The organism is Streptomyces sp. NPDC001889 (assembly GCF_053594535.1).
Map to the genome: position 1 here is coordinate 140,022 of NZ_JBSFER010000012.1, position 24,599 is coordinate 164,620.

Genomic DNA, 24,599 nt, shown 5'->3' on the forward strand with positions numbered 1-24,599 from the left:
ACCCGCGTTCCCTTGGAGGGGTGCGGAGACTTCTCTCAGCGGTGTCGGCGGTGCTGATCGCGCTCGTGGCCGTTCTGACGCCGCTGAGCGTGCTCGCCGTGTGGGCCGAGCGGGAGATCGGCGACACCGACGGCTATGTCACCGCGATGGCGCCGCTCGCGTCGGACCGGGCCGTGCGGAACGCGGTCGCGGACCGGATCACCGAGGAGGTGCTCGCCAAGGTCGACGCCGGGCCGCTGGCCGTGGGGGTACGGGAGCTGGTGCACGAGGCGGTGCTGTCGTTCGCCGGGACCGATGCCTACCGGACCGCCTGGAACACGGTCAACCGCGCGGCGCACACCGCGGTCGAGCAGGCGCTGACGAGCGACGAGGGCGACACCGCGAGTATCGATCTGACGCCGGTGAGCGAGCAGGTCAAACGGCAGCTGAGCCTGGAAGGGGTGCCGTTCGCGGAGCAGATCCCGGTGGTGGGAACGAAGATCACGGTGGTGGAGCCGGACCAGCTCGGCGTGGCCCGCGAGGTGTTCGACGCGCTCCAGGTCGCGGGGGTGTGGCTCCCGGTGGGTACGGTCCTGGTGGCCGTGGCGGCGCTGCTGTGCGCGCGGCGCCGGGCGCGTGCCCTGGCCGGCCTGGGGCTGGCGCTGGCCGTGGGCGGCGCGCTGCTGCTGCTCACGGTCGTGGTGGGCCGGGCGCCGGCCCTGGACGATCTGCCGCCGGATGTGGACCACCCGGCGGCAGACGCGGTGTACGGCGCGCTGACGGCGACCCTGCGGACGGCGTCCTGGTGTCTGATGGGCGCGGGTCTCGCCATCGCCGCGGCGACCTGGTGGTTCGGACGGCCCGGGCGGCCGGAGCGGACCGCGGGCCCCGGCGGCGGGGCGGACCCCGGGACGGAGACGGGCACGGGCCCCGGCAGCGGCAGCGGTCCCGGCACCGGACCCGACACCGGCAGCGGCACTGGCACCGGCAGCGATACGGATACGGAGACGGAGACGGAGACGAAGACGAAGACAGGGACGGGGACGAAGACGGGGATGGATGCGGGCGGCTCTCCTCCGGTTGCGTCGAGTTGATGCCACGGCCGCCCTGGCCGGAACGATGTGGGTGAGACTGACGTCATCCCTGTGTGGCATCTCGCGAAGGCGCCACACCGCCCTCTCCCGTCATCACCTCACGCACGGAGGCAGTTGTGGACAGCACGGCGCAGACCGCGGCCCCGGCCGCCGGACCAGGCGCTTCCGTACGCCGCTCCGGTGGCCGGGGCACCGCCTGGCTCGCGGGCCTGCTGCTGTCCGCCCCCACGGTGGTCGCGGCCTGCCGGGTCGCGGGCGTGGACGGAATGACACCGATCCCCCAGCTCCTCGCCTTTCTGCCGTGGCTGCTGGTGCCGGCCGGGGCGGCACTGCTGCTCGCCCTGCTCAAGCGCCGGCGGGCGCAGTCGGTGTGGGCGGCGGTGGTGCTCGCGGTCATCGGCTGGTTCGTCCGGCCCTACGACACCGGTCTCGCCGACACCCCCTCCGGCCGGGTGGTGGCCCAGCTCGAAGTGCTGACCTCGAATGTCGAGTTCGGCAACGCGTCCAGGGCGCTGGTGGAGACGGTCCGGCGGGAGAAGCCCGATCTGGTCTTCGTCCAGGAGTGCGCCGAGACCTGCTCGGACGCGCTCGCCGCGGAGATCCCCCGTGCCGACTATCCGCACCGCAATGTCGTCGAGGGGCCCATGGCCTCCGGCTCGGCGATCCTCAGCAAGTACCCCCTGCGCACCGCCCCCGGCATCCGGAGCACGCTCGCCATGCCCGGCTCGGTGGCGGAGATCGCGGGCAAGGAGGTGCACCTCCAGCTCGCGCACCCGCTGCCGCCGATCCCCGGCGGGGTCGACGCGTGGCGCGGTGAGCTGGGCCGCATGCGGGACTACGCGACGGGGGTGAAGGACGCCCCGGCGATCGTCGCCGGCGATTTCAACGCCACACCGGACCATGCCGCGTTCCGCCGAATACTGGACGCGGGCGGTCTGCGCAACAGCGCCGACCTCGGCGGGGCCGCCCGCACCCCTTCCTGGCCGACGATGGTGAGCCGGCCGCTGGGAGCCCAGATCGACCATGTGCTGATCAGCCGTGAGTTCTCGGTCCGCGGGGCCCGCTTCCTGGAGCTGGGCGACACCGACCACCGCTCCCTGCTGGTCCGCCTGGACCTCCACGACGCCCGCTGAACCCACCCCGCCGGACCATCACCCCACGGGCCACCACCCACCGGCCACCACGGCCACCACCGGCCATCACCGGCGACCGGACACCGGCGGCGGCCACCGCCCGACCCCTCCCGACCACCCCCGCGCACCTCCCCGGGAGGCGACTTGCCCCTACGGCGCGCCATGAGGCATGTGTGGACCATGGAGACCCGAGCGGGACGACTGTCCCCACCCGAGTGGCTGCTCAACACGCTGCGCCCGCAGTCCGCCCCCGTGCCCTGGGCGGCGGTCCTCCGGGCCGGGGTGGCGCTCTCCGTGCCGCTCGCCGCGGGCATCGCCGCGGGACGGCCCGAGTACGGCGCCCTGGTCTCCATGGGCGCGCTGAACGGAGTCATCAGCGACACCGCCGACGCCTACCGGATGCGCATCCTCAATATCGCGGTCCCGCAGCTCTTCGGCGCCGTCGGGGTCACACTGGGCACCCTGGCGTACGGGCAGGGCTGGCTCGCGGTGGTGGTGCTGACCCTGGTGGCGCTGGCCTCCGGAATGGTGTCGTCGATCGGCGCGGTCGCCTCCGTCTCGGGGCTGGTGCTGCTGCTCAACGCGGTGGTGGGCGCGGGGCTCCCGCTGCCCGAACCGCTCTGGATGCCCGCGCTGCTGCTCACCCTGGGCGGGCTGTTCGTCCTGGTGCTCACCCTGCTGGGCTGGCCGTTGCGCGGCCGGACACCGGAGCGGGCGGCGGTGGCCGCCGCCTACCGCGGCGTCGCGGAACTGCTGGCGGCGGCCGGCACCGCCGCGTACCCGGAGCGGCGCCAGGCGGTCACCGACGCCCTCAACACGGCCTATGACCTGATCCTGGCGCTGCGCACCCGCGAGCACGGCCGGCGCGGCCCGTTGGTGCGGCTGCTGGCCCAGCTCAATGTGCTCATCCCGCTGCTGGAGGCGGCAGCGGCGGCGCATCTGTACGGCAGGGCGTCCCGCAGCCCGGCGGTCGCCGCCGCCGTCCGCGCGTTGGCGGACGCGGTCACCGACAGCGGGGGCGGGGGCGGGCCGGTGGATCTGTCGGGGCTGCCCGAGCCGGAGGGCCCCGCCGACCGGGCGGTGGACGCGGCGCTGCGGCACGCGGCGGCCGTGGTGCACCGGCCGGACCCGGACCTCTCCCCCGGGGAGGACAGCCTCGGCCGCCCGGCGGGACCCGCCGCCCGGTTCCGGACCACGGCCCGGGCCGTCCTGTTCTCCGAGGCGTCCTGGCGGTACGGCGCACGGCTGGCGCTGTGCATCGGGCTCGCCCAGGCGCTGGTGTCCCTGGTGGAGGTCCCCCGTTCGTACTGGGTCGCCCTCACCGTCACCTTCGTCCTGAAGCCGGACTTCGGCTCGGTCTTCTCCCGCGCGGTCCTGCGCGCCCTCGGCACCGCCGCGGGGCTGCTCGTCGCGGCCCCCGTGCTCGCCGCGGTGCCGCGCGGCTGGTGGGACGTGCCGGTGATGATGCTGCTCGCGGGGCTGATTCCCTGGTTCTCCGCGAAGGGGTACGCCTTCCAGACCGCCGCGATCACCCCGGTGATCCTGCTGCTCTCCGACACCCTCAACCACGAGGGCTTCGACCTGGTGCTGCCCCGGCTGCTGGACAGCCTCCTCGGCTGCGCCATCGCGCTGATCGCCGGGTATCTGCTCTGGCCGGAGAGCTGGCACACCCGGATCGGCGACCGGCTGGCCGCGGCCGTGGACGAGATCGCCGGATATGTGGCGTGCGCCTTCGACCCGGACGCGGACCGGGGGGAGCAGGTGCGCGGGCGCCGCAGGATCTACCGCGAGCTGTCGGCCGTGCGGTCCGAGTTCCAGCGGGCGCTGACCGAACCACCGCCGACCGGGGCGCGGGCGGCGGCCTGGTGGCCCCTGGTGGTCGCCGTCGAGCGCATCGTGGACGCGACCACGGCCGCCCGGGTGCGCGTCGGCCACGGCGCCGCCCCGCCGTCGCCCCCGGAGGTGGCGGGCGTCGCGCGCGAACTGCGCGAGCTGGCGGGGAATCTGCGCAGCAGCGAGGTGCTGGTGGAGGTGCGCACAGCCCTGGAGGGCGACGAGGACGGCGTCCTCGCCCCCCTCCGCCACGAGGTGACGGCGGCCCGCGCGATCACCTCACCCGTGCGCGGACCCCGCCGTCCCGGTGCCGGGGAGGGCCCGAAGGCCCCCGCTCACCCCGGGGAGTGAGACCGGGCGGGTCAGGGGCCCGGGCGCTGCTGGAGGCGCTCCAGGTCCCTGCGGTCCCGCTTGGTCGGGCGGCCGGCGCCCCGGTCCCGCACCGCCACCGGCGCGGTGAACTCCTTCGGCGGGGGCGGCGGGCTGTTGTCGACGAAGCACTGGACGGCCACCGGCGGTCCCACCCGCTTGCGCACGATCCTGGAGACGACCACCAGCCGCTCCCGGCCCGCGTGGAAGAGCCGCACCTGATCGCCGATCCGCAGGGTGTGCGCGGGCTTGACCCGGGTGCCGTTGACCCGGACATGGCCGGCCTTGCACGCGGCAGCGGCCTGCGAGCGGGTCTTGGTCAGCCGTACGGACCAGATCCAGGCGTCGACCCGTACGGACCCTTCCGTCCCTTCGGTTTCCATGCGTCCGACTCTACGGCTCCGGCACACGGAACAGCGGCCGGTATTCCCGGGCCGCCGGGGCGGGCCCGGGAAGAGGCCGCCCCGGCGGCCGGGGCCCGGGTCAGACGCCGATGTCGCGGCCGTCCTTGCGCCAGACGGCGACGACCGAGGGCCGGACGAGCTTTCCGGGGCCGTCGGGCCAGGTGCTCGCGGGCTTCTCGACCGACGCGCCGTCGATCTCGCCCGGGTGCTGGACCGCGACCAGGACCCGGCGCTCCTGGATCACCGGACCACAGGTCTCGGCCCCCTTCGGCACGGTGAGGAACTGCTTCAGCTCACCGCGCCGCTCGCCGTGGGTCGCCACCCCGAAGAGCCCATCGTGGGAGCCGAGCTGATTGCCGTCGGTGGAGATCCAGAGGTTGCCGTGCGGGTCGAAGGCGACATTGTCCGGGCAGGAGATCGGGCTGACCCTCTCCTTGGGGAAGCCCGCGAAGTAGGTGGACGGGTCCTCGGGGTCGCCGGCGACCAGGAAGAGCCGCCAGGCGAAGCCGTCGCCCGCCGGGTCGTCCCAGTTCTCCGCCAGCTCCAGGATCTGGCCGTGCTTGTTGAGATTCCGCGGATTGGCCTCGTCCGCGCCCGGCTTGCCGGGCTTGCCCCGGTCGGTGTTGTTGGTGAGCGCGACATACACCCGGCCCGTGCGCGGCGAGGGCTCGACATCCTCCGGCCGGTCCATTTTCGTGGCGCCGACCTTGTCGCCCGCGACCCGGGTGAAGACATAGACCTCGTCGGCCGTCATCCCCGGGACGTGCGAGGTCTCGCCGGTCGCCAGCGGAATCCATACGCCGGAGCCGTCGAACTCCCCATCGGCCGGGAGCTTCCCGGTGCCGTCGATGTCCCGCGGGCTGTCACCGGTCAGCTTCGCCACATACAGCGTGCCCTCGTCGAGGAGCGTGCGGTTGTGCTCGCGCGCCGCCCGCGAGGTGCCCTTCCGCATCCGCTTCGACGACACGAACTTGTAGAAGTAGTCGAACCGCTCGTCATCGCCCATGTACACCACCGGGCGGCCGTCGGCGGTGAGCCGGGGCTGCGCCGCCTCGTGCTTGAAGCGGCCGAGCGCGGTGCGCTTGCGCGGGGTGAAGTCGGGGTCGTACGGGTCCAGCTCGACCACCCAGCCGTGACGGTGGGACTCGTTGGGCTCCCGCGCCACGTCGAAGCGCTTGTCGAACCGCTCCCACTTCCGCTCGGATGCGCCGGTGCCGATGCCGTAGCGCCGGTCGGTCTCGCCGGAGGCGTTGGCGAAGTACTGGTTGAAGTTCTCCTCGCCGTGCAGGGTGGTGCCCCAGGGGGTGGTGCCGCCCGCGCAGTTGTTGAGCGTGCCGCGCACCCGGCTGCCGGTGCGGTCGGCGGAGGTCCGCAGCAGCGGGCTGCCCGCCGCCGGGCCGGCCATCTCGAAGAGGCTGGTCGCGGTGAGGCGGCGGTTGAGGTGATGGCGGCGGACCGGGGTCAGCCGCCCGGACCCGCGCTCCTCCTCGACGACCACGACGGAGAGCCCATGGGCCGCCCAGGCGATCTCCACCTGCTCACGGGTCGGGTTCTCCGGGTCGTACCCCCGGAACATGAGGACCTCGTCCGTGTACTCGTGGTTGGCGACGAGGACCTGGCGGTCCCGCTCGCCCCGGAGCGGGAGGAGGGAGAGGAAGTCGTTGTTGTAGCCGAACTGGCCCGCCTGGGCGCGCGCGGTCTGCCGGTCCGGGTGGAAGGCGGGCGCGCCGCGCAGGATCGGGTCGCCCCAGCGGATCACCACCTCCTGGGTGTATCCGGCGGGGATGGTGACCTTGTCGTTCCGGTTGGGGGCGACCGGCGAGAAGCGCAGGCCACGGGCGCCGTCCCGGGAACCGTGGCCGGGTCCGTGGCCGCGTCCGGTGACAGGGGCCGCCGCGGCGGGGGCGGCGGCGCCCGGTCCGGCCACGGCAGCGGCTCCCGCCGCGGCGGCGACGGTCACCACGGCGGTGGCGCGCACCATGGACCGGCGCGAGAGGGCCCCGGCGATGATGTCCCCGGCGTACTCGTTGCCGGAGGTGTTGGGCACCTCCTGGAAACAGGCGTCCCCACAGCGGTAACGGCAGGTGAGCGCCGATCGTCCGCCCGCGTGCGGCTTGGTGCTCAGGAGCGGCAGCAGTCTGCGCACTTTGTGGTCCTCCTCCGGCGCACACCGCGCCGACAGTCTGTCGGAATCTCTCCGGGCGAGACGTTAGAGGGGAACCCGTGCGAACCGGCGGACGTTGAATGAACGGCGGGTGAATGCGGGGAGTGGGGTGGGGATTATCGGCCAGGGTGCGGCCGAATGGCCGCGGTGCGGGTTCAGTCGTGAACACGCCGTGGATGTGTGGTGGGCACGTCGGGGACGGTGCGGGGGTCGACCGCCCCTGCGGGGGTTGGCGGCGGGCGGCGGCTAACCTTACGTGTCCGCCCTGGCCAGGACATACCACGGACAAACCTGGTCCAAGTGTGGAGAATACGGCACCCAACTCATGCGAAAGGCCTCGCACATGGGCATTCGGAGCTTGCTGCGCAAGGTGTTCGGTCGCGATCGTTCGGAGCCAACCGAGTCGGCGGCTGCCCCCTCCGTACCCGCCCAGTCCGAACGCACGGAACCGGCCACCCCTCCCACCGTCCCGCCCCCGGCCGAGACCTCCTCGCCCGCGGAAACCGCACCCGCTGAGACCGCGCCCGCGCCCGCGTCGGAGCCCGCGGCCGAGAGCACGCCCGAGGCGGCTCCCGAGACCACTCCGGAGCCCGGCACCGCCTCCGTGCCCGCGCCCGCCTCCGCGTCGCCCGAGGTCCGGGCGACCGACCTGGTGTCGGCCGCCTTCGACAACGCCCAGCCCCGCCCCCGCACGCCATCGGTCCCCTCCCAGGCCCGCACGGAACCGGAACCGCCGGCACCCTCGGTGGAGCCCGCTGCCGAGGAGACCCCGGCGAAGCCGGAGCCCTCGGCCGAGACCCCGCCCGCACCCGAGGCCGTGGAACCCGGGCCCCCGGAGCCCGAGCCGGCGTCCACGACCCCGGAGCCCGAGCCCGAGCCGGTGGAGGTCCCGAAGGCAGCAGCCCCCGAGGTTGCCGAAGCCGTGGAGCCGGAGGCGAAGGAAGAGAAGGAAGAGAAGGAAGCGGCGGAGCCGGAGGCACCGGTGGAGCCCACCGCGCCCCCGGTGGCCGCCGAGACTCCGGTGGCCGCCGAGGACCCGGTCGTCGCCGAGGACCCGGTCGTCGCCGAGACGCCCAACCCCGACCCCACCCCGCCCACCGAGAACACCCCGGCAGAAACAGAACCCGAGCCCGACGCCCCGGCAGCCACAACGGAACCCGAAACCGCCCCCAGCGAACCCACACCGGCCGAGACTCCCGCCGCCACCGAGGACCCGGTCGTCGCCGAAGCAGCCGACCCCGAGTCCACCACCCCGGCGCAGCCCGAGCCCGAGCCCGCCACGGTCACCGGGGAGAACCCCGTGGCCGCCGAGGACCCGGTGGCCGCCGAGGCTGTCGTGTCCCAGCCCGTTCCGGCCGGCGAAGCCGTGGAGGCCGAGCCCGCCCCCGTCGCCGAGGCACCCCCCGCCGTGGCGGAGGCCGGGGTGGCGGTCGTCGGGCTTCCCCATCAGGAGGCGGCTCGGGCCGCGGTGGCGCGGGCGGGGCTCGGGGAGGTGCGGGCGCGGGTGTATCTGGTGCTCGACCGGTCCGGGTCCATGCGGTCGTACTACAAGGACGGCAGCGCCCAGCGGCTCGGTGAGCAGGCGCTCGCGCTCGCCGCACAGTTCGGTGAGGACCCCTCGGTCGGGGTCGTGTTCTTCTCGACCGAGGTCGACGGGACGGGCGAGCTGACCCCCGCCTCGTACGAGGGCCGGATCGATGAGCTGCACGGCTCACTCGGCCGGATGGGCCGCACCAACTACCACCTCGCGATCGAGGAGGTTCTCGCCCTCCACGCCAAGTCCGTCCCCGGCGGCCCCGCCGGCCCGGCCCTGGTGATCTTCCAGACCGACGGCGCGCCGGAGTCCAAGACCGCCGCCACCGCCGCGCTGAGTGCGGCGGCCACGGCGGACCCGGGCGTCTTCTGGCAGTTCGTCGCCTTCGGCGAGCACGATGCGAAGGCCTTCGACTACCTCCGCAAGCTCGCCGCGGACAACGCCGCCTTCTTCCACGCCGGGCCCACCCCCGCCACCCTCCCCGACGGGGAGCTGTACGACGGCGTCCTCGGGGCCTGGCGCCCCCGCGCCTAGCCGGCGGCGCCGACCGACGGCGTAACCGACGGCGTGACCGTCGGCAGTGAGACGGTGACGGTCAGACCGCCCTCCGGGCCCGGTCCGGCCGTCACCGTTCCGTCGTGGGCGTGGGCGATCGAGCGGACGATGGAGAGCCCCAGGCCCGCGCCCGGCCCCATCCGGTCCCGCCCCTCTCCCCGCCGGAACGGCTCGAACAGCGCCGGGATGTCCTCCTCGGGGATCACCGGGCCGGTGTTCTCCACCGTGATCACGCCCTCCGCGACCCGCACGGACACCGTCCCGCCGGGGATGTTGTAGGCCACGGCGTTCGCCACCAGATTGCCCACGAGACGGTCGAGCAGCGGCCGGTTCCCCCGAACGACACCGGCACGCGCACCGGCACCCGCACCCGCACCGACTCCACCCCCGGCCCCGCTTCCGCCCCCCGGCCCGCCGATCCGCGCCGTCACCCGGTGCCGCAGCGCCTCCTGAGCCACGGCCTCGCCGAGGTCCACCTCCTCGTACTCCTCCAGCCCCCGCTCCCCGCGCGCCAGCGTCAGCAGCCCCTCGATGAGCCGTTCACTGCGGCGGTTGGCGTCGAGCAGGATCTCCCGGGCGGCGGCCAGTTCGTCCGCGGTGCATCCCGGCGCCAGGCCCACCTGGATCGCGGTGCGCTGGGTGGCCAGCGGCGTCCGCAGCTCGTGCGAGGCGTTGGCGATGAACCGGCGCTGGCTGTCGAACGCCTTCTCCAGCCGCGCCAGCAGCGCGTCCAGCGTGTCGCCCAGCTCCTTCAGCTCGTCGTCCGGACCGCTCGCCGCGATCCGCTCGTGCAGGGTCCGCTCGGAGAGCCGCCGGGCCTTCGCCGTCATGGCGTGCACCGGCCGCAGCACCAGGCCCGCCGTCCACCACCCCACCACCACCGCGCAGAGCGCCGCCACCAGCAGCGCGGTGAAGGACCAGAAGAGCGACTGCAGCGACTGCGCGGACACGGCCGCCGGCGGCGCGAGGGCCTCCGCCCGGGGGTCCGCACCGGTGGTGGAGAGCAGCCGGACGACCCCGAGCAGCACCCCGCCGAGCAGCAGGAAGGCCACCCCGTGGACAAAGGCGACCCGGATGCGGATCGCCGACCCGGGCCCCATCCCGTCGGGGCCCCTGTGCACCCGCCGCCCCGAGGAGCCACGGGCCCCGGGCCCCCCGGAGCCCTCGTGAGCCCCCGGCCCCCCGGGCGCACCCGACACACCCGACACACCCGACACACCCGGCGCAGCCGAGACACCCGGCGCCTCCGGCACACCCCGCACCGCCGAAACCCCCCGCACCGCCGAAACCCCCCGCCTCACAGCGCGTACCCCACACCCTGCACCGTACGGATCAGCGCCGGCTCCCCCAGCTTCCCCCGCAGCTTGCTCATACAGACCCGTACCGCCCCGGTGAACGGGTCCGCGTGCGCGTCCCAGGCCCGCTCCAGCAGCTCCTCCGCCGAGACCGTCGCGCCGTCCGCCTCCAGCAGGAGCTGGAGCACGGAGAACTCCTTCGGCGACAGCTCCAGATCCCGCCCCTCGCGCCGGGCCGTCCGGCGGGAGGGGTCCAGCCGCACCCCGTGCCGCTCCAGCAGCGGCGGCACGGGCCGGGCGCTGCGCCGCCGCAGCGCCCGGACCCGGGAGACCAGCTCCGGGAAGTCGAAGGGCTTGCCGAGGTAGTCGTCGGCCCCCAGATCGAGCCCCGCCACCCGGTCCTCCGGACCGGCCGAGGCGGTCAGCATCAGAATCCGGGTGCGGGAGGCGGCGGCGACCAGCGCGCGGGCCACCTCGTCGCCGTGCACCCGGGGCAGATCACGGTCGAGCACGACGACGTCGTAGTCGTGCAGCCCCAGACTGGCGAGGGCCTCGTCCCCGCTGTGGACGGTGTCCACGGCGAATCCGGCCCGCCGCAGCCCGGTGGCGACCAATTCCGCGAGGGCGGCCTCGTCCTCGGCGACCAGTACCCGCATCTCGTCCTCTCCACCCCGTCCGCACCACTTCCGGTTCGTCCCCGTCCACTTAACGCCACGGGGTGTTCCGCTGACGCCACGGGGTGTTTCGCCGGTCTCCCCGGCCCCCCGGCTCCCTGGGCCGCCCCCCGTGCCCGCACGGGTTTATCGCGGTGAGAAGGGCCGCGCGGGGCCAGTAGGATTTCGACATGGCGGCCACTGGAACCGAGAAGCAGGGGGCGGCGGCGTACTACGTCTCGACCCCCATTTACTACGTCAACGACGCTCCTCACCTGGGCCACGCCTACACGACCGTCGCAGGCGACGTGCTCACCCGCTGGCACCGTCAGCGCGGCGAGAAGGTGTGGTACCTCACCGGCACGGACGAGCACGGTCAGAAGATCATGCGCACCGCGGAGGCGAACGGGGTCACTCCCCAGGAGTGGTGCGACAAGCTCGTGGAGGAGGCGTGGAAGCCCCTCTGGGAGCATCTGAACATCGCGAACGACGACTTCATCCGCACCACCGAGAAGCGCCACACGGACCGGGTGAAGGAGTTCGTCCAGGATCTCCACGACAAGGGCGAGATCTACAAGGGCGGGTACGAGGGCCCGTACTGCGTGGGCTGTGAGGAGTACAAGCTCCCCGGCGATCTGATCGACGGCGAGGGCGAGTACGCCGGGCAGAAGCTCTGCCCCATCCACAAGAAGCCGGTGGAGCTCCTCAAGGAGGAGAACTACTTCTTCAAGCTCAGCGAGTACGGCCCGAAGCTGCTGGAGCTGTACGAGTCGAACCCCGGCTTCATCCAGCCCGAGTCCGCCCGCAACGAGGTCGTGAACTTCGTGAAGCAGGGCCTCCAGGACCTCTCGATCTCCCGGTCCACGTTCGACTGGGGGGTGAAGGTGCCGTGGGACGAGAAGCATGTGATCTACGTGTGGATCGACGCGCTCCTGAACTACGCCACCGCCGTCGGCTACAACGAGAACCCGGCGAAGTTCGATGAGACCTTCCCGGCCGATGTGCACCTGGTCGGAAAGGACATCCTCCGCTTCCACGCGATCATCTGGCCGGCCATGCTGATGGCGAACGGACTGCCGGTCCCGGGCCGGATCGCGGCCAACGGCTGGCTGATGGTCGGCGGCGAGAAGATGTCCAAGTCGAATCTGACCGGCATCAAGCCGCAGGATCTGACCTCGCACTTCGGTGTCGACGCCTACCGCTGGTACTTCCTGCGCGCCATCGCCTTCGGGCAGGACGGCTCCTTCTCGTGGGAGGACTTCACCGCCCGCTACACCAGCGAGCTGGCCAACGACTACGGCAACCTCGCCTCCCGGGTCGCCGCGATGATCGGCAAGTACTTCGGCGGCGCGCTGCCGGAGGCCACCGCGTCCGGCGAGGCAGAGACGGCCGTCCGGGACGGCCTGGCGCGGGCCGCCGCGACGGCGGACCGGAAGATCGGCGACGAGCTGGACTTCCAGGGCGGCATCCTGGCGATCTTCGAGTTCGTGAAGCAGGTCAACGGCTATCTGACCGAGCAGGAGCCCTGGAAGGTCGCCAAGGACGACTCTCCGGAGGGCCGCGCCCGGCTGGCGACGATCCTCTACACGGCCGCCGAGTCGCTGCGGGCCGTCGCGGTGCTGCTGAACCCGGTGATGCCCGAGACCTCGCAGGCGCTGTGGGAGTCGCTGGGCGCGGAGGCCGGGCTGGGCGCGCTGGCGGAGCAGCGGGTGCGGGACGCGGGCACGTGGGGTCTGCTGCCGGTGGGCTCGACGGTGACGAAGGGCGCGGTGCTCTTCCCCCGCCTGGAGGAGCCGAAGAAGGACCAGTAGGGACCGGCAGCGGTTCCGTGCGCGGAGACGGGGACGACCGCCGGCCCCGACGAGGGACCGCCGGCCCCGGAGAGAGGACCGCCGGCCCCGGGAAGGGGGCCGGCGGTCCTTCGCGCGTACCCACCGGTGCCAGGTCAGCGGGCGAGGGACCCGGCGGGCCCCATCACCACCACCGGCCGGTCCTTCGGGTCCAGGCGCCTCAGCAGCTCGGCGACCCTCGGCTCGGCGAGGCCGACACAGCCCTGGGTGCCGCTGCCGTGGTCGACGTGTATCCAGATGCCGCCGCCCTTCTCCGCGCCGAGCGGACGGGTCCAGTCCAGCGGGGTCACCCCGGGCCTGCGGTTGTAGTTGACCGCCACCACATGGTCGAACGCCCCCTTCAGGGGCTCGCCGTCGAAGTTGGTCCCGCCGACCGTGAAGGCCGGGCCCTGGTCGTACGGGAGCCTGCTGCCCGGGTCGGGGAGCAGACCGCCCGCGTCGGTGAGGCCGTACACCCCGATCGGTGAGCGCAGGTCGCCGAGGCGGTGGTCCTCGGTCCAGCCCCGGTGGGCGTTGCGGGCGGGCCAGGGGCCGGTGACGCGCTGCCAGCCGAGCCGGGGGTCGCGCTCCCAGAGGGCCGCCGTGGAGTGGCTGGAGTCGATGTCCTCGCCGGAGACGACGAAGACCTGACGGGTCCGCTCGTCGATCCGGTCCCCGGTGCGGGGGCCGATGCCGGGTATCTCCCGCACCACCTCCCGCCGCGCGGCCTGCGGCTCGGCCCGCCGCTCCCCGGGCCCGGCGGCGGCGGAGGCCCCGGCTCCGGTCCGCCCGGCGCCGGGGCCACCGCTGTCCGCCGTCCCGCCGGCGCCCGCCGAGCAGCCGGTGAGCAGCGCACCGAGGACCAGCGCGGCGGCCGGGAGCGCGGAACGGACCGTACGGACCGTACGGACCGTACGGACAGGACGGGCCGTTCGGACAGGACGGGCCGGGGCGGGACGGGCGGAACGGACCGGGAGACGGACCGGGAGGGTACGGAAGGTCATGCGCGGGCCCTTCACTGGGTGGCGCCGGTCGTCGGCGGCCTGTCGAAGATCTCGGTGAGGGGAGCGGCCGGAGCGCTTCTGTCCCGGTAACGGGCACTGTCGACGATCTTCTGTGCCTGCCGCACCGTCCGCTCGGAGGTGCCGTCGGTGACACAGACTCTGAAGACGCTCCTGAGGTCGTGGTACCGGTCCTCGTTCAGCACCTCGGCCGTGTACATGGCGCTGCCGCCGATCCGCTCGCAGAACCGGTCCATGCCGGCCGGCTCGCCCAGGGCACGGGAGGTCTTCTCCCTGCCCGGGTTGACGGATGTCTGGTCGTCCACCTCGATGAGCACCTCACCGGGGGCGAGCCGCTCCACGGGGGCGCAGTTCGGCGCCCGGTCGCGTCCGCAGGGCCGGACCAGGGAGGTGAGCGGCTGGGTGCTCAGATATCCGACCGCCTCCACGCTGTTCCGGCTGTCGGCGGGGGCCGCCAGGGCGTGCCAGGACGACGGCAGGTCGACGGCCAGCCCCTCCAGTTCGGAGAAGCGCAGCGGTCCGGCGCCCCGGACGGAGCCGGGGGCGGGCAGGGCCTCCACTGCGCGCACGGAGGGTGTGCCCGCCGGGGACGCCGTGCTGTCCGGGCGGTGGTGGAGGCCGTCCAGGGTCTGCGGCAGCAGCGTCCCGGCGACCGCGAGGGCGGTGACGGTGAGCACGGCGGCCCCCGCCCGTCTGCGGCGCCGGCGGGCGACCCGCTCCCGCACCTGGCGGAGCCGCCCCTCGGGGGCGCTCAGCTCGGGGGTGGCGCGCTCCAGCAGGACGCGCAGCTCGTCCTCGGCGTGGTCAACAGGCTCGCGCATGGTGCTCACGCCTCTCGGTCGCGGAGTCGGGCAGCAGCGCGCGCAGGGTGCGCAGCGCCTTGGACGCCTGGCTCTTGACGGTGCCGGGCGCGCAGCCGAGGGTCTCGGCGGTCTCCTCGACGCTCAGGTCCTCGAAGTAGCGCAGCACGACGACGGCGCGCTGCCGCACCGGGAGCGCGCGGATCGCCCAGGCGAGCGACTGCTCCAGATCGACGGAGGCGTACGCGTCCCAGGACGCGACCGCGTCCGGCAGTTCGCCGTGCGGCACCTCGCCGCGCCAGCGCCGGCGCCACCAGGAGGCATGGGTGTGCACCAGTGTCCTGCGGATGTACGCCTCGGGATGGTCCCGGGCGACGGTGTGCCACTTGGGCCAGACCTTGGCCAGCGCGGTCTGGAGCAGGTCCTCGGCGAGATGCCGGTCGCCGGTCAGCAGCCAGGCCACCCGGAGGAGCCGTGGCCCTCTGGCGGCGACAAACGCCTCGAAGTCGCCCTCGTCGCCCCCGGAGCCCATCCAGCCATCCCCGCCCTTGTTCTCGGTCGTCCACATCCGGAGAACGCGCTGGGCCGGGGTCCCGGTTGCCCGCCCGCGCTGAATGGTTTCTTCAGCCGCCTGGCCCGGGTGGCGGCGCACCTCCCCGGGCGGGCGGGAGGCAGCGGAGAGGCCCCGCGCCGCCGTGGCGGTGCGGGGCCTCTCCGGAGACCGGGCGGGAGCCGCCCGGCGGACCGGCGGCCTACTCGGCGGGCTTGGCCACCGGCTTGCGGAGCTGGATGTTCAGCTCCCGCAGCCGGGACTCGTCCAGCTCGGTGGGCGCGCCCATCATCAGGTCCTGGGCGTTGCCGTTGAGCGGGAAGGCGATCGTCTCGCGGATGTTGGGCTCGTCGGCGAGGAGCATCACGATGCGGTCCACGCCCGGGGCGATGCCGCCGTGCGGGGGGGCGCCGAGCCGGAAGGCGCGGAGCATGCCCGCGAACTCCTGCTCGACGGTGTCGCGGTCGTAACCGGCGATCTCGAAGGCCTTGAGCATGATCTCGGGCTCGTGGTTGCGGATCGCGCCGGAGGACAGCTCCAGGCCGTTGCAGACGATGTCGTACTGCCAGGCCAGAATGTCGAGGGGGTCCTTCTCCTCCAGGTCCCTCATCCCGCCCTGCGGCATGGAGAAGGGGTTGTGGGAGAAGTCGATCTTCCCGGTCTCCTCGTCCCGCTCGTACATCGGGAAGTCGACGATCCAGCAGAAGCGGAACTCGCCCTCGACGAAGTGGCCGGAGCGCTTGGCGGCCTCGACCCGGACGCCGCCCATGATCTTGGTGACCTCGTCGAAGTCGCCCGCGCCGAAGAACACGGCGTGGCCGGCGGCGAGGCCGAGGCGCTCGGTGAGGACGCTGACGTTGTCCTCGGTGAGGAACTTGGCGATCGGGCCGGAGAGCGAGCCGTCCTCGGCCACGCGCACCCAGGCCAGGCCCTTGGCACCGAGCGAGACGGCGAAGTCGCCGAGCCCGTCGAAGAACTTCCGGGGCTGGGCGGCGACATCCGGCACCGCCAGCGCGCGGACGTGCTTGCCGGCGAACGCCTTGAACGCGGAGCCCTCGAAGACATCGGTGATGTCGGTCAGCTCCAGCTCGGCCCGGAGGTCGGGCTTGTCGCTGCCGTACTTCAGCATCGCCTCGCGGAAGGGAATGCGCGGGAACGGCGAGGTGACGTGCCGGCCGCCGCCGAACTCCTCGAACAGCTCGGTCATCAGCTTCTCGACCGGGCGGAAGACATCCTCCTGCTCGACGAAGCTCATCTCCACGTCGAGCTGGTAGAACTCGCCGGGGGAGCGGTCGGCGCGGGCGTCCTCGTCGCGGAAGCAGGGCGCGATCTGGAAGTAGCGGTCGAAGCCGGAGATCATCAGGAGCTGCTTGAACTGCTGCGGCGCCTGCGGCAGGGCGTAGAACCTGCCCGGGTTGAGACGGGACGGGACCACGAAGTCGCGCGCGCCCTCGGGGGAGGTGGCGGTGAGGATCGGGGTGGCCATCTCGTTGAAGCCGAGCGCGGTCATCTTGTGCCGGATGGCGGAGATCACGGCACTGCGCAGCATGATGTTGCGGTGCATGCGCTCGCGGCGCAGATCGAGGAAGCGGTACTCCAGCCGCCGCTCCTCGTTGACCCCGTCGTCCGCGTTGATGGTGAACGGGATCTGCTGGGAGGCGCCCAGCACCTCCACCTCGGCGACCTCGACCTCGATCTCGCCGGTGGGCAGCTCGGTGTTGACGTTGTCCGCGCCACGGCTGACGACCGTGCCGTCGATCCGGACGACGGTCTCCTTGGTGAGGTGGCTCAGCGCCTCGTTGGCGGCGGTGCCGGGGCGGGCCACCAGCTGGGTGATGCCGTAGTGATCGCGCAGATCGATGAAGAGGATGCCGCCCAGGTCTCGGCGATTGTGCAGCCAGCCGCTCAGCCGGACGTCGGTGGAGACGTCAGAGGCGCGGAGCTCGCCGCACGTGTGTGACCTGTACCGATGCATCGTCGTTCATCCAGTCTTGGTGATTTTGGGATGGGCCGGGTCCGTCAAGGTTACCGCCCGGGGCCGACACACCTCATGGGGATGGACACGCCACCGCTTGTCCCCCGTGAGTGGGCCCCGGAGGGGCTCTGGGCACGATGGTGCTCCAGATCGGAATAAAGTGAGGCAATGCGCACCGAGGATGTCCTGGCCGCGATCGCAACCGGCCTGTGGCGGTGGGACAACGCGGCGGGGTTCGTCACCCTCGACTCCGAGGCCGCCCGGCTGCTGGAGCTGCCCTGCGAACCCGCCGCCCCCGGCGAATCCCCGTCCCACACCTTCCCCGAGTCGGTGGTACGGGCCCGTTTCCATCCCATCGACTGGAACGAGATCAACGGGGTCGTCTCGCTGGCCATCGCCGAGGGGACGCTCGCCGAGGGCAGGCTGCGGGTGGTCGACGACGAGGGCCGGGTCGTCCGTACCGTGCGGAGCCGCTCCAAGCCGGTCCTCCACAACGGGGCGTATCTGCTGGACGGAATGCTCCAGCAGGTCGCCGAGCCCACCGAGGGCACGGCGGCCCGCACCCCCATCACCGGTGACTGGCGGCGCTCGCGCGAGGCGTTCCTGCTGGACGCCGGGCGGGCGCTGGCGGAGGCGCGGTCCACCGCCGAGGTGCTGCGGGTGGCGGCCTCGCTCTCCATGCCCGGGTTCTCGCCGGACGGGCTCGCGGTCTTCGGCGCCGCGGGCGAGCGGCTGACGATCATCGGGCACCACGGCCACCAGAGCGCCGGGGAGGATCCTTTCAGCGATATGCGGCTGGACACGCACCACCCGGCCGCCGACGTGGTGCGCGGCGGGCGGGCGGTGTATCTGCCGAGCCCGGAGGAGTACTGCCGGCGCTACCCCACGAGCTGGCCGCTGGCCCAGCGGCTGGGGCGCCAGTCCTGGGCGTATCTGCCGCTGATCGTCGCCGGGCGGACGATGGGCGCCTGGATGGCGGCCTTCCGCCACCCGGTGGCCTTCACTCCCGACGAGCGGTCGGTGCTGACCACGGTGGCCCGGATGCTGGCTCAGGCGCTCACCCGGGCCGGGGTCGCGGAGTCGGAGCGGGAGCTGTCGCTGGGGCTCCAGCGGTCGATGATGCCGGTGCTGGGGCCCGCGATCCCCGGGATGACGGTGGCGGCGCGGTACGTGCCCACCGGCGGCGGGCTCCAGGTCGGCGGCGACTGGTACGACATGATCCCGCTGCCGTCCGGTCGGATCGCGCTGGTCATCGGGGATGTGCAGGGGCACGATGTGCGGGCGGCCGGGCTGATGGGGCAGCTCCGGATCGCGCTGCGGGCGTACGCGTCCGAGGGGCACCGGCCCGACGCGGTGCTCTCGCGGGCGTCCCGCTTTCTGCACGGCATCACCGATACGTACGAGAAGGCCGACTACTCCAGCCCCCGCTTCGCGACCTGTCTGTATCTGGAGGTGGACCCGGCGAGCGGCGGCATCGAGATCGCCCGGGCCGGCCACCCGGAGCCGGCGGTGCGCACCGCCGACGGGACGGTGCTGATGCGGCCCACCGAGGGCGGGCTGCCGCTGGGCATCGACCCGGACTCGGACTATCCGACGACCCGGATGGCGCTGGAGCCCGGCGAGACGATGATGATCTGCACCGACGGGCTGCTGGAGACCGGCGGGCACGATCTGGACACCGGGTGGGTGCGGCTGCGGGAGGTCCTGGAGAACCACACGGAGCCGGACTCGCTGGAGGAGCTGGCGGACTCCCTGGTGCAGGCGGTGCACGGCCCGGTCTCCCACTACACAACCGGCCCGCTCGCCGACCGGCGCGAGGACGATGTCGCGCTCGTGCTGCTCGCCCGCGACGGGGCACCGGTCCGGGAGGCCCCCCGGCGCACGGCGATGACGGTGGCCCAGGCGGAGCCGGAACGGATCGCGGCGGCCCGGCAGCAGATGCGGGAGCTGCTGCACGACTGGGCGGACACGGAGCAGATCGACTCGGCGGTGCTGATGGTCTCCGAGATGCTGACCAATGTGCTGGTCCACACCGACGGGGACGCGCTGCTGGCCGCGGAGGTCACCTGCGGCACGGGCGAGGGCACCGCCCGCCGTCTGCGCGTGGAGGTGACGGACACCAGCGATGATCTGCCGCACAAGCGGCGCCCCGGGGAGATGGCGTCGTCGGGGCGGGGGTTGATGCTGATGGAGATGCTGGCGGATGCGTGGGGGGTTGATCCGCGGGGCGAGGGCAAGTCGATCTGGTTCACCCTCCACGAGTCGACCAAGCCCACCCCGTAATCCGGGTGGCCCCTCCGGGGTGCTGGTGACTTCCGGGGCTCCGCAGCGCGCGGGCACCTGTGCCACAGGGTCCGTCCACCCCAGCCCCTCCGGCGAACTGAGGCACAAAATCCAGCCCCCCCGGCGATTGAGCCGCGCCCCCAGCCCCTCCGGCGAACTGAGGCACAAAATCCAGCCCCTCCGGCGATTGAGCCGCGCCCCCAGCCCCTCCGGCGAGCTGAGGCACGAAATCCAGCCTCGCCGGCGTTTGAGGCGCGGGGGTTCGGGGGCTGGCCCCCGAACCGGGCCCGCGGGATGCGGGGTCCTGTGGACCAGGGTCCGTCCTCGAACTCCCCCGGAGCTGCCTCCGAGAGGTGCCCCCAGACGGGCTGAGTGGTCCATCCCCGTCTGGGGAATTGAGGCGCGGGCGCCCGGGGCTCGGGGCGGGAGGTCAAGGGGTCGGAGAGGGAGGAGACGGGTAGCGGGCGCGGAGTTCGCTGATGACTCCGAACGCCGCCGCCGTCACCGGAACCGCCAGCAGCATCCCCAGAATCCCCGCCACCCCCGCCCCCGCGGTAATCGCCAGCATCACCACCGCCGGATGCATCTGCACCGTCCTGCTCTGAATCATCGGCTGCAACAGATGCCCCTCCAGCACCTGCACCGCCAGCACCACCCCCAGCGCCCACAGCCCGATCACCCACCCCCGGTCGGCGAGCGCGACCAGCACCGCCACCGCGCCGGAGATGAAGGCCCCGAGGTAGGGGATGTACGCCCCGACGAACACCAGCGCCCCCAGCCCCACCGCCCCGGGCACCCTCAGCACCAGCAGTCCGATGGTGATGAGGATCGCGTCGATGAGGGCGATGAAGGTGGTCCCGCGCATGAACCCCTCGACGGCCTCGAAGGCACGCCGCCCCATCGCCTCGACGGCGTCCCCGTTCGGCCCCGGCGCGATGGCGTGGGCCAGATCGGACGCCCGGTCGGAGTCCCGGAGAAAGAAGAAGATCAGCAGCAGCGCGAGGACGGCGGTGGCGATCGCCTGCCCCACCACCCCCAGCCCGCTGATCACCCCGGAGGCCGCCGTCCCCCCGAACTTCTGGAGCAGGTCCTTCGCGTTGCCGGCGAGGTCGTTGACCGAGGTCCCGGCCGCCCCGAGGTGCTCGACGAGCCCCTCCGCGGCCCGCCGCAGCGAGAGCAGGATCTGGTCGCCGCTGTCGATCAGCGCGGTCACGATGATGTACATGGCCCCGCCGACGACGGCGAGCACGGCCACACAGGTCAGCCCGGCCGCGAGCGACCGGTTCACCTTCATGCGGACGAGCCATCGGTGGAACGGCCCGAGCAGCGCCGTGCCCAGCAGCGCGAGCAGCACCGGGGTGACCGCGATCCGGAAGGTCCCCAGTACCCAGAGCACCGCCGCGGCCACCCCTGCCACCAGCAGGACGACGGCGCACCAGGCCGCGAGGCGCCGCACGGGCTCGGGGAGAAGGGTCAGCACCCCTCCACCCGACCACGCCCGCGCGCCCCGGGCCCGCCCGGCGCGCCCGCCCGGGTGACGGGCGGGCGCGCCGGGACCGGCTACATCCCGTGGACCGCCGGGACCGACCCCAGGCGCCCGGCCTGGAAGTCCTCGAAGGCCTGCTTCAGCTCGGCCTGGGTGTTCATGACGAACGGCCCGTAGTGCGCCATCGGCTCCCGGATGGGACGCCCGCCGAGCAGCACGATCTCCAGGTCGGGGGTGTTCGAGTCCTGGGACTCGTCCGCCCGGACGGTCAGCGCGCCGCCCTCGCCGAAGACGGCCGTCTGCCCCTTGCGCACGGGGCGCCGCTCGGTGCCGACGGAGCCGCTGCCGGCCAGGACGTACGCCAGGCCGTTGAAGTCCTGCCGCCACGGGAGATTGATCTCCGCGCCGGGGCGCAGGGTGGCGTGGATCATCGTGATGGGGGTGTGGGTGATGCCGGGGCCCTCGTGCCCGTCCAGCTCACCCGCGATGACGCGGAGCAGAGCGCCCCCGTCGGGGGAGGTGAGCAGCTGGACCTGGCCGCCGCGGATGTCCTGGTAGCGGGGGTCCATCATCTTGTCGGCCGCGGGGAGGTTCACCCAGAGCTGGAGGCCGTGGAAGAGGCCGCCGGACATGACCAGCTCCTCCGGGGGAGCCTCGATGTGCAGCAGTCCGGACCCGGCGGTCATCCACTGGGTGTCACCGTTCCGGATGGTGCCGCCGCCGCCGTTGCTGTCCTGGTGCACAAACGTTCCGTCAATCAGATACGTGACGGTCTCGAAGCCCCGGTGGGGGTGCCAGGGGGTGCCCTTGGGCTCTCCCGGGGCGTAGTCGACCTCGCCCATCTGGTCCATCATGATGAACGGGTCGAGGTGCCGGTAGTTGATCCCGGCGAAGGCGCGGCGCACCGGGAAGCCCTCCCCCTCGAACCCACTGGGAGCGGTGGTCACCGTGAGGACGGGACGGGGTGTGGCCTCCACGGGGGCGGAGACGCGCGGCAGGGTGAGCGGGTTCTCGACAGTCACAGCGGGCATGGGGAGTACCTCCTTGTGCGGTCAGTTTAGTTGAATACTGAACTTTCCGCTACCCAGAACGCGGAGACGCCCGGGAGGTATTCCTCCCGGGCGTCCGCGGGGCCCAGATCCGGCCACAGGGTTACAGGGCGGCACAAGCCGCGCACAACGAGGCGATCCGATGATCAGCCGTACATCCGGCGCATCGCGAAGTCGACCATCTGCTCCACCGCCTTGGCGTCGAAGACCATCCGGTGCTCCCCCTCCATGTCGAGGACGAAGCCGTACCCGGTCGGCAGCAGATCGATCACCTCCGCCCCGGTGATCACGAAGTACTTGGACTCCTTGCCCGCGTACCGGCGCAGCTCCTTGAGGGAGGTGAACATCGGGATCACCGGCTGCTGGGTGTTGTGCAGCGCCAGGAAGCCCGGGTTGTCGCCGCGCGGGCAGTAGACCTTCGAGGTGGCGAAGATCTGCTGGAAGTCCTCGGCGGAGAGGGTTCCGGTGGTGAAGGCGCGCACCGCGTCGGCGAGCGAGGGGGGCGACGGCTCCGGATACAGCGGCTGCCCCTGCGACTGCCCCCCGTAGGGCTGCTGGGGTGCGTACTGCTGGTGAGCGCCCTGACTCTGGTCATAGCCGTACATGCCCGCAAGGGTAACGAGTCACATTTGGGCGATGGGGGGTTGCAACTTATTACTGGTGGGTAGCATCATCGTAGCTACTTACTGGTAGCTGGGTAAGCCGACCGCCATCAGACTCCCGAACCTACGGAGCCGTCGCCATGGGGCACTACAAGTCGAATCTCCGCGACATCGAGTTCAACCTCTTCGAGGTTCTCGGGCGCGACAAGCTGTACGGCACCGGCCCGTTCGCGGAGATGGACGTCGACACCGCCCGCAGCATCCTCGAAGAGCTGGCCCGCCTCGCGGAGAACGAGCTGGCGGAATCCTTCGTGGACGCCGACCGCAACCCGCCCGTCTTCGACCCCGAGACCAGCACCGCCCCCATACCGGCCTCCTTCAAGAAGAGCTACGAAGCCTTCATGGAGTCGGAGTACTGGCGGCTCGGCCTGCCCGAGGAGATCGGCGGCACCACCGCGCCCCGCTCCCTGATCTGGGCCTACGCGGAGCTGCTCCTCGGCTCCAACCCCGCCCTGTGGATGTACTCCTCGGGCCCCGCCTTCGCCGGCCTCCTCTTCGAGGAGGGCAATGACGCCCAGAAGAAGATCGCGGCGATCGCCGTCGAGAAGCAGTGGGGCTCCACCATGGTCCTCACCGAGCCCGACGCCGGCTCGGACGTGGGCGCCGGCCGCTCCAGGGCCGTGCCGCAGGAGGACGGCTCCTGGCACATCGAGGGCGTGAAGCGCTTCATCACCTCCGGCGAGCACGACATGTCGGAGAACATCTTCCACTACGTCCTCGCCCGCCCCGAGGGCGCGGGCCCCGGCACCAAGGGCCTCTCCCTCTTCCTCGTACCGAAGTTCCTCTTCGACTGGGAGACCGGCGAGCTGGGCGAGCGCAACGGCGTGTACGCCACCAACGTCGAGCACAAGATGGGCCTCAAGGCCTCCAACACCTGCGAGATGACCTTCGGCGACCGCCACCCCGCCAAGGGCTGGCTGATCGGCGACAAGCACGACGGCATCCGCCAGATGTTCATGATCATCGAGTTCGCCCGGATGATGGTCGGCACCAAGGCCATCGCCACCCTCTCCACCGGCTACCTCAACGCGCTGGAGTACGCCAAGGAGCGCGTCCAGGGCCAGGACCTGGTGAACTTCGCGGACAAGACCGCCCCCAAGGTCACCATCACCCACCACCCCGATGTCCGCCGCTCCCTGATGACCCAGAAGTCGTACGCGGAGGGCATGCGCGCCCTCGTCCTCTACACGGCCTCCGTGCAGGACGAGATCGCCGCCAAGGAGACCGCCGGCGAGGACACCGCCGGGCTGACCGCGCTCAACGACCTGCTCCTGCCCATCGTCAAGGGGTACGGCTCGGAGCGGTCCTACGAGCAGCTCGCCCAGTCCCTCCAGATCTTCGGCGGCTCCGGCTACCTCCAGGAGTACCCGCTGGAGCAGTACATCCGGGACGCCAAGATCGACACCCTCTACGAGGGCACGACCGCCATCCAGGGCCAGGACTACTTCTTCCGGAAGATCGTCCGTGACCAGGGCCAGGCGCTGAACACCCTCTCCGAGGAGATCAAGAAGTTCCTGGCCGTCGGCACCGGCGGCGAGGAGCTGGCCGGCGCCCGGGACGCGCTGGCCCAGGCCGCCGTCGACCTGGAGGCGATCGTCGGCGCGATGACCAACGACCTGATCGCCACCGGCGAGGACGTCCGCAACATCTACAAGGTCGGGCTGAACACCACCCGGCTGCTGATGGCCTCCGGCGATGTCGTCGTCGGCTATCTGCTGGTGCGCGGCGCGGCCGTGGCGGCGGAGAAGCTGCCGACCGCGACGGCGAAGGACGTGCCGTTCTACCAGGGCAAGATCGCCGCCGCGAAGTTCTTCGCCGCGAACGTCCTGCCGGGCGTCTCGGTGGAGCGCGCCCTCGCGGAGAACGTCGACCTCTCGCTGATGGAGCTGGACGAGGCCGCGTTCTGATCCGCGCCCCCGCTCTCCGGCGG

18 protein-coding genes are annotated in these 24,599 nt (G+C 72.5%); 7 read left to right on the forward strand and 11 right to left on the reverse strand.

Annotation, left to right across the window (positions count from 1 at the left end; all coding sequences use genetic code 11):
* Nucleotides 1–20 precede the first annotated feature (20 nt).
* The 3 genes from ACWCRA_RS15810 (at nt 21) to ACWCRA_RS15820 (ending at nt 4,390) form a co-directional block, all read left to right on the forward strand.
* Entirely contained in the window at nt 21–1,073 is a 1,053-nt protein-coding gene (locus ACWCRA_RS15810; RefSeq protein ID WP_451067853.1) for a hypothetical protein, read from the forward strand.
* A 116-nt stretch (nt 1,074–1,189) separates the two neighbouring features.
* Nucleotides 1,190–2,206 carry an endonuclease/exonuclease/phosphatase family protein gene (locus tag ACWCRA_RS15815; protein ID WP_351559635.1) on the forward strand — a complete coding sequence of 339 codons (1,017 nt, stop codon included), beginning with the start codon at nt 1,190–1,192 and terminating at the stop codon, nt 2,204–2,206.
* A 180-nt stretch (nt 2,207–2,386) separates the two neighbouring features.
* Nucleotides 2,387–4,390 carry an FUSC family protein gene (locus ACWCRA_RS15820; RefSeq protein WP_451067854.1) on the forward strand — a complete coding sequence of 668 codons (2,004 nt, stop codon included), beginning with the start codon at nt 2,387–2,389 and terminating at the stop codon, nt 4,388–4,390.
* A gap of 11 nt (nt 4,391–4,401) precedes the next feature.
* Here the strand turns inward: ACWCRA_RS15820 and ACWCRA_RS15825 are convergent, their stop codons facing one another.
* A complete protein-coding gene (locus ACWCRA_RS15825) occupies nt 4,402–4,791 on the reverse strand; it encodes an RNA-binding S4 domain-containing protein (protein WP_351559631.1) in 390 nt (129 codons plus the stop codon).
* Between the two features lie 100 nt (nt 4,792–4,891).
* The gene (locus ACWCRA_RS15830) at nt 4,892–6,958 is read right to left on the reverse strand and encodes a PhoX family protein (protein ID WP_451067855.1); all 2,067 of its coding nucleotides are present in this window, start codon (nt 6,956–6,958) and stop codon (nt 4,892–4,894) included.
* Between the two features lie 361 nt (nt 6,959–7,319).
* Between ACWCRA_RS15830 and ACWCRA_RS15835 the strand changes: the two genes are divergently transcribed.
* Nucleotides 7,320–9,044 carry a VWA domain-containing protein gene (locus ACWCRA_RS15835; RefSeq protein WP_451067856.1) on the forward strand — a complete coding sequence of 575 codons (1,725 nt, stop codon included), beginning with the start codon at nt 7,320–7,322 and terminating at the stop codon, nt 9,042–9,044.
* On the opposite strand, the gene ACWCRA_RS15840 is transcribed toward ACWCRA_RS15835, so the two are convergent.
* Together ACWCRA_RS15840 and ACWCRA_RS15845 are read right to left on the reverse strand one after the other, a co-directional pair.
* On the reverse strand, nt 9,041–10,165 hold the full coding sequence (locus ACWCRA_RS15840) for a sensor histidine kinase (RefSeq protein ID WP_451067857.1): 1,125 nt from the start codon (nt 10,163–10,165) through the stop codon (nt 9,041–9,043). The genes ACWCRA_RS15835 and ACWCRA_RS15840 overlap by 4 nt on opposite strands.
* A gap of 197 nt (nt 10,166–10,362) precedes the next feature.
* A complete protein-coding gene (locus ACWCRA_RS15845) occupies nt 10,363–11,016 on the reverse strand; it encodes a response regulator transcription factor (RefSeq protein WP_351559101.1) in 654 nt (217 codons plus the stop codon).
* 188 nt (nt 11,017–11,204) lie between these two features.
* On the opposite strand from ACWCRA_RS15845, the gene metG reads away from it, so the two are divergent.
* A complete protein-coding gene (gene metG, locus ACWCRA_RS15850) occupies nt 11,205–12,824 on the forward strand; it encodes a methionine--tRNA ligase (RefSeq protein WP_351559099.1) in 1,620 nt (539 codons plus the stop codon).
* Between the two features lie 134 nt (nt 12,825–12,958).
* Here metG and ACWCRA_RS15855 read toward each other — a convergent pair whose 3' ends face one another.
* The 4 genes from ACWCRA_RS15855 to aspS form a co-directional block, all read right to left on the reverse strand.
* Complete coding sequence (locus ACWCRA_RS15855; protein ID WP_451067858.1) at nt 12,959–13,846, reverse strand: L,D-transpeptidase family protein; 888 nt, start codon at nt 13,844–13,846, stop codon at nt 12,959–12,961.
* A gap of 11 nt (nt 13,847–13,857) precedes the next feature.
* Nucleotides 13,858–14,685 carry a hypothetical protein gene (locus tag ACWCRA_RS15860; protein WP_351559095.1) on the reverse strand — a complete coding sequence of 276 codons (828 nt, stop codon included), beginning with the start codon at nt 14,683–14,685 and terminating at the stop codon, nt 13,858–13,860.
* Entirely contained in the window at nt 14,669–15,196 is a 528-nt protein-coding gene (locus ACWCRA_RS15865; protein WP_351559109.1) for a SigE family RNA polymerase sigma factor, read from the reverse strand. The genes ACWCRA_RS15860 and ACWCRA_RS15865 overlap by 17 nt, the downstream gene beginning before the upstream one ends.
* 220 nt (nt 15,197–15,416) lie before the next feature.
* Nucleotides 15,417–17,189 carry an aspartate--tRNA ligase gene (aspS, locus tag ACWCRA_RS15870; protein ID WP_351559093.1) on the reverse strand — a complete coding sequence of 591 codons (1,773 nt, stop codon included), beginning with the start codon at nt 17,187–17,189 and terminating at the stop codon, nt 15,417–15,419.
* A 168-nt stretch (nt 17,190–17,357) separates the two neighbouring features.
* On the opposite strand from aspS, the gene ACWCRA_RS15875 reads away from it, so the two are divergent.
* Complete coding sequence (locus ACWCRA_RS15875) at nt 17,358–19,472, forward strand: ATP-binding SpoIIE family protein phosphatase (protein ID WP_351559091.1); 2,115 nt, start codon at nt 17,358–17,360, stop codon at nt 19,470–19,472.
* Nucleotides 19,473–19,902: 430 nt separating this feature from the next.
* Here the strand turns inward: ACWCRA_RS15875 and ACWCRA_RS15880 are convergent, their stop codons facing one another.
* From ACWCRA_RS15880 to ACWCRA_RS15890, 3 genes are all read right to left on the reverse strand, one after another.
* Entirely contained in the window at nt 19,903–20,952 is a 1,050-nt protein-coding gene (locus ACWCRA_RS15880) for an AI-2E family transporter (RefSeq protein ID WP_451067859.1), read from the reverse strand.
* An 80-nt stretch (nt 20,953–21,032) separates the two neighbouring features.
* Nucleotides 21,033–21,989: a pirin family protein gene (locus ACWCRA_RS15885; RefSeq protein WP_351550307.1), complete on the reverse strand. Its 957-nt coding sequence runs from the start codon at nt 21,987–21,989 to the stop codon at nt 21,033–21,035.
* A 164-nt stretch (nt 21,990–22,153) separates the two neighbouring features.
* The gene (locus ACWCRA_RS15890; protein ID WP_351550310.1) at nt 22,154–22,612 is read right to left on the reverse strand and encodes an SseB family protein; all 459 of its coding nucleotides are present in this window, start codon (nt 22,610–22,612) and stop codon (nt 22,154–22,156) included.
* Between the two features lie 137 nt (nt 22,613–22,749).
* On the opposite strand from ACWCRA_RS15890, the gene ACWCRA_RS15895 reads away from it, so the two are divergent.
* Nucleotides 22,750–24,576, forward strand: a complete 1,827-nt coding sequence (locus tag ACWCRA_RS15895) for an acyl-CoA dehydrogenase (protein ID WP_351550313.1) — start codon at nt 22,750–22,752, stop codon at nt 24,574–24,576.
* The last annotated feature ends 23 nt before the right edge of the window (nt 24,577–24,599 follow it).

Excerpts from the sequence above, each read along its gene's own strand:
- ACWCRA_RS15885 (WP_351550307.1), bottom strand. The coding sequence starts at position 21,989 with ATGCCCGCTGTGACTGTCGAGAACCCGCTCACCCTGCCGCGCGTCTCC.
- ACWCRA_RS15820 (WP_451067854.1), top strand. The coding sequence starts at position 2,387 with ATGGAGACCCGAGCGGGACGACTGTCCCCACCCGAGTGGCTGCTCAAC.
- metG (WP_351559099.1), top strand. The coding sequence starts at position 11,205 with ATGGCGGCCACTGGAACCGAGAAGCAGGGGGCGGCGGCGTACTACGTC.
- ACWCRA_RS15875 (WP_351559091.1), top strand. The coding sequence starts at position 17,358 with ATGCGCACCGAGGATGTCCTGGCCGCGATCGCAACCGGCCTGTGGCGG.
- ACWCRA_RS15840 (WP_451067857.1), bottom strand. The coding sequence starts at position 10,165 with ATGGGGCCCGGGTCGGCGATCCGCATCCGGGTCGCCTTTGTCCACGGG.
- ACWCRA_RS15895 (WP_351550313.1), top strand. The coding sequence starts at position 22,750 with ATGGGGCACTACAAGTCGAATCTCCGCGACATCGAGTTCAACCTCTTC.
- ACWCRA_RS15865 (WP_351559109.1), bottom strand. The coding sequence starts at position 15,196 with ATGGGCTCCGGGGGCGACGAGGGCGACTTCGAGGCGTTTGTCGCCGCC.
- ACWCRA_RS15835 (WP_451067856.1), top strand. The coding sequence starts at position 7,320 with ATGGGCATTCGGAGCTTGCTGCGCAAGGTGTTCGGTCGCGATCGTTCG.
- aspS (WP_351559093.1), bottom strand. The coding sequence starts at position 17,189 with ATGCATCGGTACAGGTCACACACGTGCGGCGAGCTCCGCGCCTCTGAC.
- ACWCRA_RS15845 (WP_351559101.1), bottom strand. The coding sequence starts at position 11,016 with ATGCGGGTACTGGTCGCCGAGGACGAGGCCGCCCTCGCGGAATTGGTC.
- ACWCRA_RS15860 (WP_351559095.1), bottom strand. The coding sequence starts at position 14,685 with ATGCGCGAGCCTGTTGACCACGCCGAGGACGAGCTGCGCGTCCTGCTG.
- ACWCRA_RS15825 (WP_351559631.1), bottom strand. The coding sequence starts at position 4,791 with ATGGAAACCGAAGGGACGGAAGGGTCCGTACGGGTCGACGCCTGGATC.
- ACWCRA_RS15890 (WP_351550310.1), bottom strand. The coding sequence starts at position 22,612 with ATGTACGGCTATGACCAGAGTCAGGGCGCTCACCAGCAGTACGCACCC.
- ACWCRA_RS15855 (WP_451067858.1), bottom strand. The coding sequence starts at position 13,846 with ATGACCTTCCGTACCCTCCCGGTCCGTCTCCCGGTCCGTTCCGCCCGT.